The sequence below is a fragment of the Tenacibaculum sp. E3R01 genome (assembly GCF_003318185.1).
In the GTDB taxonomy this organism is placed as follows: Bacteria; Bacteroidota; Bacteroidia; order Flavobacteriales; family Flavobacteriaceae; genus Polaribacter; species Polaribacter halocynthiae.
In genome coordinates this window covers 21,948-34,507 of the sequence record NZ_QOCC01000030.1, presented here as the reverse complement: position 1 = coordinate 34,507, position 12,560 = coordinate 21,948, and the positions used below count along the sequence as shown (strand labels likewise).

The 12,560-nt window shown below is 28.1% G+C and carries 10 protein-coding genes; all 10 read right to left on the bottom strand.

Annotated features, from left to right (window positions below; genetic code table 11):
- Positions 1 to 22: 22 nt before the first annotated feature.
- Genes DS884_RS17550 through DS884_RS17505 form a run of 10 tightly spaced genes read right to left on the bottom strand, consistent with a single transcriptional unit; the run spans position 23 to position 12,415 of the window.
- Positions 23 to 1,198 carry a glycosyltransferase family 4 protein gene (locus DS884_RS17550; protein ID WP_113787687.1) on the bottom strand — a complete coding sequence of 392 codons (1,176 nt, stop codon included), beginning with the start codon at positions 1,196 to 1,198 and terminating at the stop codon, positions 23 to 25.
- A gap of 22 nt (positions 1,199 to 1,220) precedes the next feature.
- Complete coding sequence (locus DS884_RS17545; protein WP_113787686.1) at positions 1,221 to 2,981, bottom strand: asparagine synthase-related protein; 1,761 nt, start codon at positions 2,979 to 2,981, stop codon at positions 1,221 to 1,223.
- Positions 2,982 to 3,006: 25 nt separating this feature from the next.
- Positions 3,007 to 4,230: a glycosyltransferase family 2 protein gene (locus DS884_RS17540; RefSeq protein WP_113787685.1), complete on the bottom strand. Its 1,224-nt coding sequence runs from the start codon at positions 4,228 to 4,230 to the stop codon at positions 3,007 to 3,009.
- Between the two features lie 56 nt (positions 4,231 to 4,286).
- Positions 4,287 to 5,150, bottom strand: a complete 864-nt coding sequence (locus DS884_RS17535) for an acyltransferase (RefSeq protein WP_113787684.1) — start codon at positions 5,148 to 5,150, stop codon at positions 4,287 to 4,289.
- Between the two features lie 13 nt (positions 5,151 to 5,163).
- A complete protein-coding gene (locus tag DS884_RS17530) occupies positions 5,164 to 6,222 on the bottom strand; it encodes a DegT/DnrJ/EryC1/StrS family aminotransferase (RefSeq protein ID WP_233487184.1) in 1,059 nt (352 codons plus the stop codon).
- Positions 6,223 to 6,228: 6 nt separating this feature from the next.
- Positions 6,229 to 7,317, bottom strand: a complete 1,089-nt coding sequence (locus DS884_RS17525; RefSeq protein WP_113787682.1) for a DegT/DnrJ/EryC1/StrS family aminotransferase — start codon at positions 7,315 to 7,317, stop codon at positions 6,229 to 6,231.
- Positions 7,318 to 7,321: 4 nt separating this feature from the next.
- Positions 7,322 to 8,848, bottom strand: coding sequence for a hypothetical protein (locus tag DS884_RS17520; RefSeq protein WP_113787681.1), 1,527 nt, complete (start codon positions 8,846 to 8,848; stop codon positions 7,322 to 7,324).
- Positions 8,849 to 8,883: 35 nt separating this feature from the next.
- The gene (locus tag DS884_RS17515; RefSeq protein WP_113787680.1) at positions 8,884 to 10,200 is read right to left on the bottom strand and encodes a UDP-glucose dehydrogenase family protein; all 1,317 of its coding nucleotides are present in this window, start codon (positions 10,198 to 10,200) and stop codon (positions 8,884 to 8,886) included.
- Entirely contained in the window at positions 10,197 to 11,132 is a 936-nt protein-coding gene (locus DS884_RS17510) for a Gfo/Idh/MocA family oxidoreductase (RefSeq protein ID WP_113787679.1), read from the bottom strand. Before DS884_RS17510 ends, DS884_RS17515 begins: the two co-directional genes overlap by 4 nt.
- The gene (locus DS884_RS17505) at positions 11,132 to 12,415 is read right to left on the bottom strand and encodes a nucleotide sugar dehydrogenase (RefSeq protein WP_113787678.1); all 1,284 of its coding nucleotides are present in this window, start codon (positions 12,413 to 12,415) and stop codon (positions 11,132 to 11,134) included. The genes DS884_RS17510 and DS884_RS17505 overlap by 1 nt, the downstream gene beginning before the upstream one ends.
- Positions 12,416 to 12,560: the final 145 nt, after the last annotated feature.

The window sequence follows — 12,560 nt, the reverse complement described above, 5'->3', positions numbered from 1 at the left end:
AAATACCTGCATAAAGACTGCATCAAGTTAAACTATTATATAATTTTTGTATTTTTTTAATATTTTTAGAAGAATATCTTTTTTTTGCAACTAAATAGCCATTATCTCCCATTTTTTTTGCTTGTAAAGGATTATTACAAATATAATTAATTGCTTTCGCTAAAGAGTCACTATCCCCTTCTTTTATTAAAACTCCATTAATATTACTAGCTATAATTTCACTCATCCCATCAATTTCAGTAGCAATAGCTGGTTTTCTTCTAGCAAAAGCCTCAATAATTGGCCTTGAAAAATGTGGAACTGTAAATGGAGATATTAAACAAGTAGACTCATCAATATAATTATTTATATCTCCTATTAGTCCAACTTTCATAATTTTTTTGTTATCTAAAAACTTTTTGTACATAGCGTGTTCTTCCTTAAAAATAAAACTTCTTAAAAAGTTTTTAAAAATAAATAAACTATTATTTAATTTAGGATAATACCCTGCAAAAATAATTTTTATATCATCATCAATGTTTTCAAGAGATTTTACAACTGTAAAAAAACCTTTAATCCTTGAATAACCTCCAACATATAAAACTGTTTTGGTTTTATAGCCCTCTTCTTCATAAGGATCAATATCCTGTATTTCAGAATAATTATAAACAATTGTAGTTTTTTCATTTAAACCAACCCTATCTGCATTATCTTGACTAATTGCTATTATTTTATCTGCATACTTATTCATTTGTCTTTTAAAAAAAATATAAAGAAAATCTACCCTCCCTTTTCTAAAAGGCTCACGAATATGAATTATCACCTTACCCAATCTACTTGAAGGTGCTAACCAATCTGTTAAAACAGATGAATTTAAATGAACTATATCAAATTCATGATCCTTCAATTCTCTTTTAGCAAAAAAATAACGAGATAGAAACCAAAAAACAGTCAACTTTAAAAAGGTATAAAAATTAAACCACTTAATATAATCTGCCTCACTATGTGTAAAATAATGGTAATACTTCTTATAAAAAACTGAGCTTACAATATTGTAATCAATTTTATTTTCTTTTAATTTTTCTGTTACAATTGAATCTTTTAAAAGTAATACTTTACAAGAAAATTTATTTTTATCTAAACTGTTAATCAACTTTATCATACTATTAGGAGCTCCTCCCCAACCTGCTGCATGATGTATAAATAATATTCTTTTCATTTGACATCCAATTTCTATGAATTTATTCTTTTCTATTACTCAAGAAATAACCTAATTGAAATAGATTTCTTTTTTGAAAATTATTAAAATTATTTCCTTCCATTAATTTCATGTTTTTTTCATTTCTAAATAAGTCATCACATTCCTCTTTAATTTTAGAAAAATAACTTTCTCCTTTCTTTTTAACTTCTTCTTTTTGAAATATATTATCCCAATCAGTCATTGTTATTTTATTTCTACTAGTTATTTTAAAATAAAATTTATAAAAAGGAATAAATAAAATACTGTTTATCTTATAAGAAAAAAAGGGTAAAAAACCTGCATTATGTGGTATCCATTTTACTTCTTTAAAGAAAGGTTTCATAGCTTCTCTAAACAAAATTCTATTTAATTTTATTTTTTGAGGTGCAATAGCTCCAACTTTTATAACTTCATTTGACGTATAAGGTTCATAATTATTAAAGAGTCTTCTATGTCCATATATATTAGGAATATCTCTTTGCATTGACATTGGCCAAATCCCCATCCATTCTTGAACAGATCTCGGTCTAAAAGCACTAATCAAATTCCAATGAATATTTCTTCGTTTATTTACTTTCTCTATTAATTCATCATTAATATCTGAATGATTACACCTAATGTACTCTTTATTCTCATCAACACTCTCTTTCTTTTTAAAAAAAAAGTTGTTACTCCTTTTCTTTTCAGACCACAAACTTTTTAAAAAAGTGTCTGCTAAAAAACCTCCTAGTATTGCATCATATTTTTGAAAGTCAAAAAACTTACTAAAACTGTAGGAGTGTACGTTAGTTGAATCGCATCCAACTCCGACTAGATTAGTAACTTCTTTATATGTGTTAATAAAATTATCTTCCTCAATAAAACCTATATTCAAATTGATATTATAACAATCGGCTATTTTTTCAGCTATAACTATTTCATTATTTCTTGATACACAATAAATAAATCCTTCTTTTTTATAATTTTTAGAGACCATTCCTGCAACTGATCTAGAGTCTTCACCTCCACTCATCAATAAACCTAGTTTTGGGTTAGCATCAACTATTTGATCAATGAAGGATTTAACACCATTTCTTAAACGGTTAGCTAATTCTACAACATTTTGTTCTTCACCTTTTTTCGGCTCAATAGGTAACCAATAATTATCATACCCATAAAAATATTCTTTTTGTTTAAACAACCAAGTATGTATACTTGCAGGGTAAATTTGTTTTATGTTTTTAAAAATTGTATGGGGAAAGGTAACCACATTATTAATTATATAATCAGCTATAGATACCTGATCTAAGAGATCAGAAGATACTAAATTAATAATATTAATATGTGAACTTATAATAACTTCCTTTTCCTTTTTTTGATATACAGGAATAATTGATAGCATATCAGTAACTATGTTGAATTGCCCGGATTTCATATTAAACAACATTACAACAAATGGTCCATCAACATCAACATCCCAATTAATTTCTTTTTTTACAATCCATCTTTCATAAATTGATTTAGTTCCTTCATTATTATCGTCTCTTTTAGATGATATAAAATTATTGTCTCTAAACCTTAATATTGGTCCTCCTAATACAATACAAATCTCATCTCCATTTATATAGGATTTAAAACCATTATAAATATTCTCAGTAAAACATAAAGTACGTCCCCTAGAAAAAAAATACTTTATTTTTTTTTTCTTACTGTAAACTTGCCCAAAACACAATTCTAATTTGTTTTTTGGAATTTCACTATTACTAAAAACAAAATCACTCATAAATTATTTTTATAAAGTTTTTAGTTTATTTCTTTTTCTCATAAAAATGTAATTTAAAATTATTTTTAGAAACATATTCTAAAAATAAATCCAAGGCTTTCCCTATATTATTAATATTTTTCAATTTCACACTAGTATCCTCTTTATTTAAGAAAACTTTTATTAATTTATTACAAAATCTGATATATAAACCTGAAAAAAAATTACTTAAAACACGAGTTTTAAGAACAGCTATATATATATATCTCTTTATAAAAACATTTGCTTTATAAAAATCTAAATAATGATTAATAATTTCTTCTTTATAATTCTTGTGTCTTTTCAATAAAATAGAACTCAAGGACATAACATTAAATTTCCTTACTAATAAATGTTCTTCCATATCATGAAGAGATGCTATTGCTGAATCTGCCCAAATATTGATACCGCTATAAAATCGCGGGACTTCCTTCGCCCAAAAATATTCTCCTCTATCTCTAAAGTGTGGTGCATCTTCTAATTTACTTGTATTCTTTTTTGTTGCAGAATCAGCTGAAGTACTAGCTATACAAATACCTGGTATAGTTAGAGGGTAATCGATCTTAACTATTTTATTGATAAAACTAGATAATGCTACAGCTAAGTAGATATCAGGAGATAACCCTCCTACATAATGACCTGTTTTTTCTTTAATTAAATTTAAATATTTTCTTTTAACAATACCGTGATAGAGTTTTGGTAAATTTAAATCCATGTAGTTTTGACCACCACTTTTCATTAATTTTTCAACTTCACCTGTTGTGGAATATTCCTTAATATTAGAAGATATATTAGAAATTTCAAGAAGACCATTGTCTTTTTCTTTTCCTTTTATGTTTTTAGTTGCATCAGGCCACCAGTAAACAGCCTTTAAGCTAGGTACTATTGAATCAATATTATTTTCATTAGCCCATTTTACTGCTTCAAATATTTCTGAAGTTATACAATCATCATCCCCTATTAAACAAACATAACTACCTTTTGCTAAAGAAATAACTTTATTAAAATTATCTATCGACGAAAAAGGTGGAGCTGTATAATTATATCTAAATCTTTGATCCTTTATTTTTCCAGCATAATCAAACAATTCTAAGGAATCTGAATTGTCTTGAACTATTAATTCAAAATCTTGGTTAGTAAAATCTAATATTTTATCTATAACTTTTATACAATATGGTATTCTATTTTTTGTAGCTATCAATATAGATAGTAAAGCTGATCTCTTTTCCATTTAATTAAAAAAACATTTATATATTTTATTTTATGCCTAAAATTTAAAGGTAATTATTAGGTATTAGGTATGAATCTAGCTTTGTTATTATATAAATATCGATATATACTTCTTTCTAATTGTGAATTTGTCTTATTATATGTTTTTGCATCTAAGAAAAAAACACTTTGATTAGGTTTAAACAACTCATTTTTATTTTTAAAAAAACTAACTTCTTCTTTATTTTTAGTTAAATACAAATAACTTTTTTCATTATTAATTTGAAGTTTCACTTCTGGATTTTCTTTAATAAATTCGTTTAACCATTTATGCATCATTTCGAATTTATCATTTATAGTGACATCTTTATAAAAATTTAATTTCTCCATAATTTTTGCTGGACTTCCAGAGTAAACATGATTTGGTAATGTATTTTTAGTAACGACTGAATTAATTAAAATTATTGATCTTTTTCCTAATTCTAAACCTGAGCCTACTATACAACTTCCAACAAGCCAAACATCGTCACTTAATATTGTTTCTCTCTTACCATAAAGTGTACAACCTTCAATTTGCTCACCACTAGCGACATGAGTCCATATTTGGCTATACATCCCAATCCTAACACCATTCCCTATCCTTAAGCCTCCAGCTCCATCTAAAATAGTATTTTGACCAAACCAACAATTATGCCCCACCTCTATAAAATCATCTGCCATAATTAACATATTGTTATGAAAAACATTCCAATCTCCAATTTGGAAATTACCTTTTATAATTATCTTTGTATTATCATTAATTATGTTATTATCACCTATATTAATAATATAATCAGGGTTATCACCTATATAGTCAATTATAACATTACTCCCAATTGTATTAAAACTACCTAACCTTACATTAGGATGTATCTTAGCTGTTGAATTAACTTTATTCTCCATATATATTTACATATTATTTATTAAACCACCATCCAGTTGGCAAGGCAACAAATTGATCATTGAATTCATTAACACCTGATAAGTTACAGTCTTTACTTTTAAAAACACTGTAAATATCATTATTAATATGAACACCTGATGAATAATAGCCTAATTTCCTATATTTAATTATAGTATCTCTTTTATTTTTTGCTAAAACTCCATAAACCCAATAATTTGGTTTTCCTTCTTGATTATTGATGGGCACAATATCTAAACTGTTAGCTAACTCTTCACACCAGACAGAAGCATTTTCTCTTTGAATTTTTATCAAGTTTTCAACTTGCTCCATTTGCCTGGTACCAATATAACTATTAACCTCTCCCATTGTGGCACTATGTCCTATAAGCTTTATATCACACAAAGGATTAATTTCTCCTAATTCATCTCTAAAACATGACCTATCTATTCCTGCATCTCTAACAAGTAAACTTTTCTTATATAAATTTTCATTTTTAAAAACTACAGCTCCTCCATCCAAAGTATTTGGTATCCTAACTGGATTAAATGAAAATATTGTAACATCTGTCCCAACATTTCCTAATTTATTTCCTTTATATTCACTTCCAAAAGCTTCAATACAATCGTCAATAACAGGAATTCCTTTCTCTCTTCCAATATTATTTATTTCATCTATAAACCCAACATGACCACAATAGTGATTATGAATTATTGCTTTACAATTAATTCCTATTTTATTTTTAACACTATCTGGGCATAATGTTCCCGTTTTAGGATTAATATCTGCCCATATTATATTAATCCCCATTGAAATCAAAGGTTGACTAGAAGCAAGGCATGTCATTGGTGATGCTATCACTGAATCACCTGATTTAATATCTAAGGTAGACATAGCGACAAGAATAGCCATATTATATGCATTCGTTGTAATTATATTTTTATTTTCAATATAATCACCTATTTTTTTTTCAAATTCTCTTCCGTAATTTCCATAAGCCAAGTTCCCACTATCTAATATTTCTTGAATTAGAGGTAAAGTTGGCATATGGGGTTTATATAAAGGTATCATCATAACTATTTACCAGCCTTTTTTTATAACTTCAACTATTCTATTTCTATCTTTTTTAGTTACCCACCATCCACAGGGTATATGAACATATGATTCATAAAAATCATCTAAGTTAGGGGTTTCATTTTTAATTTCTCCAAACACACTATGCCTGTCATTTCTCATATGGAGAGGTGAAGCAGCTATACCTTCTAAATTTAGTCTTTCGATAAACTCATGTCTTCTTTTTACTTTAAGTGTATACAACCAATAGCTAGGTTCCGTATTATCATAATAAGGTAATAAAGTAACTTCTTCAAGGTCTTTTAAATTTTCATCATAAAACTTACCGTTTTCTATGTATCTATAAACATTATGCTCAAGATAATTTAACTGAGCTATCCCAACTGTCGCATTTATATTATTCATATGATACTTATAACCTGCCTCTTTTATATCAGATTCTAAACGAGGAACATTTTTATCTAACCCAAACCATCTTAACCTTTTTGCTCTATTGTACTCATCCTCATTCTTTAAAAAAAGCATTCCTCCATCTATTGTTGTTAAATGTTTTATTGCTTGAAATGAAAAACATGTATAAGCTGAATTATTCCCTATATACTTACCTTTATATTTACTTAAAAGCGCATGAGCAGAATCTTCTATAACAGGAATTTGATACTTTTCAGACAACCTGTTAATTTTATCCATATCACAAACCATCCCTGCATAATGCACTAACATAATTGCTTTTGTATTACTTGTTATACATTTTTCTATGGAATCAACTGAAATAAGCCCTGTTCTTATATCTACATCTGCAAAAACAACTTTAGCCATAGTTAAGGCTATTGTAGTATTAGTTGGTTCAGCTGTAAGTGCTGTACTAATTACTTCGTCTCCTTCTTTAACTCCTATTAATCTCAATGCTATATGCAACGCAGCCGTTCCTGAGTTAACTGACAAACAATATGGATTACCTATAATTTCTGACATTTTCTTCTCAAACTCAACTACCGCTTTACCTTCCGCTATATAACCACTATATAGAATTTTTTCTATTTTTGGCATAAGTTCTTCTCTTGGAGGTAAAAAAGGTTTAACTAATGGTATCATTTTATTATGTTTTTTTTAATCTTAGTGTTTTTTTTATCATTCCTTTTAATATTTCTTTTTCATTATTATCAATTCCTACCATATAAATTGAAAACAAAGTCCATAAAAAAGTAACAGTTGAAAATACTAAAAATCTCATTACCCCTTCAGGAATGAAAGCATGAATAATCAATAAGGGGCAAATCATAATTAATACATAAAGTATTTTTAAAAAAGAGGTTTTTAAAAAATACTTCACATCAAAATTAATAATTATTCTTAACAATATTTGAGACATTATCACATTTATAACATTAGCTATAATTATTATTATAAAAATCCAATAAGCATTACCTCCTTTAAAAAAAACAAAATATGCTATAGGTAAACTTAATAACGAGGTAGTACTAAGAACTATTTGAAAATACTTCACTTTTCCAGATGCTTCTACTACAGAAGACAAACCGTTACCTAGCCCACTTATTAAAGTACCTACAATCATCAACCTACAAAATATCACAGTATTCTCAGGATAAGTATCTAACCAAAGGCTAAGTAAATATTTAGTTTCCAAGATCAAAGGAAGTGCAGGAATCAACATCATATACCACGTGTACTTTGAAATATATGCAGCTAAAACTAATGTCCTATTTTTATTTCCCACACTGAAACTTTTGGTTATCTGAGGAATTGCCGCTTGTGCTAAATTCATAGAAAACATTAAAACTATGGTATTTAATTGATTTGCTATACCAAAAGCTGCATTTAGAATTGTACCAAAAAAATTATTTATTATTAAAGAAGCACCAGTAGATTTACCTAAGTGAGCAGAAGCTCCGATTAAATTCCAACTAGAAAAACTAAGCATTTCTTTATACTTTAACTTATTTTTTTGAAAATTAAATTTGATTATTCTAGGGTATTTTTTAGCACAGTATATAAAAAACAAAATTGCTGGAATAATATTAACAATGCTAATTAATAATGAGTAGAGTCTTATTTTATCATTAACAAATAACATTAAAGAAATTGCTACTCCCAAGGCTAGAAAACTTCTTAAAATTTCAATCATCCCTCTCACTAAGAAATTCTCATTTGCAGTTATAACACCTTGATAAGGTATACTTATAACAGTAATAATTGTAGCATAAGAAGAAAATCTCAACACAAATATAGAGTCCGAAACTCTAGAGATATCTACATTTAAGTAATTTTCAACATAAAAAACCCCTAATGTTTCCGTAAAAAGCAAAATCAGTAAAGCTATTACTATATGTAAAACTAAACTTATATTAAAAATTTTATTTATAGATTCTTCATTACCTTTTCCTGTTTCAAAAGCAATAAATCTATTTGTTGTTGAAATCATTACACTATTAAAAAAAGCCATCATAACAACAATTCCTCCAACAACATTATATAAGCCGAAATCTGAATTACCTAGCCCTGAAAGTAAAAAACGAGCAGAGAACAAACCCAAAATAGAAGACACAATTAATCTTACATATAATATTGCACTATTTTTAAAAATCAAGAAATTTTTATCTATCATAAATCATGTATGTAAGATTAAGTAAGCTAAAAAAATCATCTGCCAACCATGTAGTATTCAAAACCACTTTCTTTTAATTTGTAATTTAAATATTGATTTCTTCCATCAAAAATAATAGGTCTTTTCAAGTATTTTTTTAATATATCAAAATTTGGTGAACGAAATTCTTTCCATTCTGTTAATAAAATTAAAGCATCTACATTTTTGACTACTTCATATTTATTCTCTCCATAAAAAACATTAACCCCTTTTAGTTCATTTTCTTTAGCTTCATCTATTGCTTTTGGGTCATAAACTTTTATACTTGCTCCTCTTTTAATTAATTCTTTTATAATAAAAACAGATGGAGCTTGACGCATGTCATTAGTTTCTGGTTTAAAAGACAACCCCCAAACAGCAAAGCTTAAACCTAATAAATCTTCGCCAAATTTATTTAAAATTTTGCTTAAGAAGAGTTTCTTCTGATCTTTATTCACCTTATCTACTGAAGAGATTAGTTTAGATTCATATCCATTTTGCTCTCCTAGTTTTATTAACGCTGCTACATCTTTTGGAAAACAAATACCTCCATAACCTATACCTGGATAGATAAAATCATATCCAATTCTAGTATCAGAACCAATTCCAACTCTGACATTGTTTACATCAGCTCCTACTTTTTCACAAATATTTGCAATTTCATTGATAAATGAAATTTTTGTTGCCAACATAGCATTTGCTGCATATTTAGTCATCTCTGCTGAAGGAATGTCCATTGTAATAAAGCGGTCATGAGTTCTAAAAAAAGGATTATACAATTCCTTCATTTTCTCAAAAACAACATTATTTTCTGCTCCAATAACCACTCTATCTGGCTTCATAAAATCAACTACTGCTGCTCCTTCTTTTAAAAATTCTGGATTCGATACTACATCAAACTCAACATTATTATTTCTTTTTGTTACACCTGATTGAATAATTTCTTTTATCTTTAATGTAGTTCCAACAGGCACTGTAGATTTAGATACAATAATTTTATATGAATCAATAACTTCACCAATAGTTTTTGCTACATCAAAAACAGCAGATAAATCAGCGTTTCCATCTTTCATCATCGGAGTCCCTACTGATATGAAAATAATATCAGATTTTTGAATAGCTCTTTTAATATCTTCAGAAAAGAAAAGCGTTTTAGAAATATTATTATGAATTAATTCTTTTAAACCTGGTTCATAAATAGGAATTATTCCTTTATCAAGATTCTCTATTTTTTCTTTATCTATATCAACACATATCACATCATTCCCCATTTCTGAAAAACAAGTACCAGTAACTAAACCTACATAACCTGCACCAATAACTGCTATTTTCATTTTATAAAAGGGTGCTTTTCTCCATTGTTAATTAAATCGACATTTCTTATATCATGAACAATTTCAATAGATTGCTTTGCATCTATTAAACCGTATCCTTTCCCTTTTAAAATCTTTCTATAACTTTCTGTATGCAATTCCGTAAATCCCTTACTAAACTCTATCTCTTGTCCATTTACAGTTATCGAACGATACGTTTTTTGTCCTTTTTCTTTCACTTCATTTGGAAGTGAATTTTCATCAATAGACAAATACCATCGTACTCTTGCTTTTTCAAATTCTAAATATCCTGCAGCTTTGTCTATTTCCCTTAAATGAACTATATTTTCCTGAACCTCTCCAAAAATCCAAGTCAACATATCATAAAAATGAATTCCAATATTTGTTGCTATTCCACCTGACTTACTCTCATCACCTTTCCATGATACATGATACCAACCTCCTCTTGAGGTTATATATGTCAAATCTACATCATATTTAGTTTCTTTGCTTGCAATAGCAACTTTTTCTTTTAAATCAAGAATACTTGGATGTAATCGTAATTGAAGAATTGTATTAATTTTATTTCCAGTTTCTTTTTCTATACCCTGTAAAGCATCTACATTCCAAGGATTTAACACTAGAGGTTTTTCACAAATAGCATCAGCTCCTCTTCGCAATGCCATCCTTATATGCGAATCATGTAAATAATTTGGTGTACAAACACTTACATAATCTAACTGTATATTTTGTTGTCTTTTTATTTTTTCAATATGGCGATCAAAACGTTCAAATTCAACAAAAAAATCTGTATTAGGAAAATAACTATCCATAACACCTACACTATCAAACTTATCCAATGCTGCTATCAAGTTGTTATTAGTATCTTTAATTGCTTTTAAATGACGTGGAGCTATATAACCTGCCACTCCAAGAAGTGCAAAATTTTTCATTACAGTACTTTATCTCGTGTTTCTTTAGAAAGTGTATTTTTAACATCATAAACAACTGCTTCCTTTTTCTTTAAAGATTCTAAATTTAAATCTTTAAATTCATCATGAGCAACTGTTAAAACTATAGCATCAAATTTTTGGTTAGGCAACTCTTTTGTTGACACAATGTTATACTCTCTCATAACTTCCTCTTCGTCAGCCCAAGGATCATAAACAACTACATTAATATTATACTCTCTTAATGAAGAAATGACGTCTACCACTTTAGTATTACGAACATCAGGGCAATTTTCTTTAAAAGTCACGCCCAAAACCAACACCTCAGCTTTTTTAATTTTTACATCTTTATCTATCATTAATTTTATAACCTGAGAAGCCACATATTCACCCATCCCATCATTCATTCTTCTTCCAGCCAAAATAATACTAGGATGATATCCAAATTCTTGAGCTTTTTGTGCCAAATAATATGGATCTACCCCTATACAATGCCCACCAACTAGACCTGGTTTAAAAGGTAAAAAATTCCATTTTGTTCCAGCAGCTTCCAAAACATCATGAGTATTGATATCCATCAATCCAAATATTTTTGCTAACTCATTAACAAATGCTATATTAATATCTCTTTGTGAATTTTCAATAACCTTAGACGCTTCTGCTACTTTTATTGTTGGAGCTAAATGCGTACCAGCCTTAATTACAGAGGCATATAAATTATCTACAATAACACCTACTTCTTTAGTAGAACCAGATGTAACTTTTAATATATTTTCAACAGTATGCTTTTTATCTCCTGGGTTAATTCTTTCAGGTGAATAACCAGCATAAAAATCTTCATTAAACTTCAATCCTGATACTCTTTCTAAAACAGGAACACATTCTTCTTCTGTAACACCGGGATACACTGTAGATTCATAAATTACTATATCATCTTTCTTCAGCACTTTACCTACAGTTTCACTAGCTTTAACTAAAGGTGTTAAAACTGGCCTGTTATTTTTATCTACCGGAGTAGGTACTGTAACTATATATATATTACAATCTACTATTCCTTTTAAATTTGTAGTACAAAACAACCCTAAACTATCAGAGTTCTCTGTCTTTAAAACCTCTTGTAATACATCATCCTCTACCTCTAAGGTTGAATCTACTCCCGTCATTAACTCTCCTACTCTCTCTTCATCTATATCAAACCCTACAACAGAATATTTTGTAGCCAATAGACGTGCCAAAGGCAACCCTACATAGCCAAGACCAATAATGGCTATTTTCTCTTTATTCATTAATTTCAAATTACCTTAATTTTATTTTTTCTTAAACAATATTCAGAGAACGAATGTACAAAAAACATCGTTAACTAAATACCACAAAAAAATCCTCTTCAAAAAAAATGAAGAGGATTATTTTATTGTGGGCGCGAAGGGATTC

Coding starts and splice junctions, on each gene's coding strand:
- DS884_RS17535 (WP_113787684.1), bottom strand. CDS start 5,150: ATGGAGAATAAAGTTAATTCAACAGCTAAGATACATCCTAATGTAAGG.
- DS884_RS17545 (WP_113787686.1), bottom strand. CDS start 2,981: ATGAGTGATTTTGTTTTTAGTAATAGTGAAATTCCAAAAAACAAATTA.
- DS884_RS17540 (WP_113787685.1), bottom strand. CDS start 4,230: ATGGAAAAGAGATCAGCTTTACTATCTATATTGATAGCTACAAAAAAT.
- DS884_RS17550 (WP_113787687.1), bottom strand. CDS start 1,198: ATGAAAAGAATATTATTTATACATCATGCAGCAGGTTGGGGAGGAGCT.
- DS884_RS17515 (WP_113787680.1), bottom strand. CDS start 10,200: ATGAAAATAGCAGTTATTGGTGCAGGTTATGTAGGTTTAGTTACTGGT.
- DS884_RS17525 (WP_113787682.1), bottom strand. CDS start 7,317: ATGATACCATTAGTTAAACCTTTTTTACCTCCAAGAGAAGAACTTATG.
- DS884_RS17505 (WP_113787678.1), bottom strand. CDS start 12,415: ATGAATAAAGAGAAAATAGCCATTATTGGTCTTGGCTATGTAGGGTTG.
- DS884_RS17510 (WP_113787679.1), bottom strand. CDS start 11,132: ATGAAAAATTTTGCACTTCTTGGAGTGGCAGGTTATATAGCTCCACGT.
- DS884_RS17520 (WP_113787681.1), bottom strand. CDS start 8,848: ATGATAGATAAAAATTTCTTGATTTTTAAAAATAGTGCAATATTATAT.
- DS884_RS17530 (WP_233487184.1), bottom strand. CDS start 6,222: ATGATGATACCTTTATATAAACCCCATATGCCAACTTTACCTCTAATT.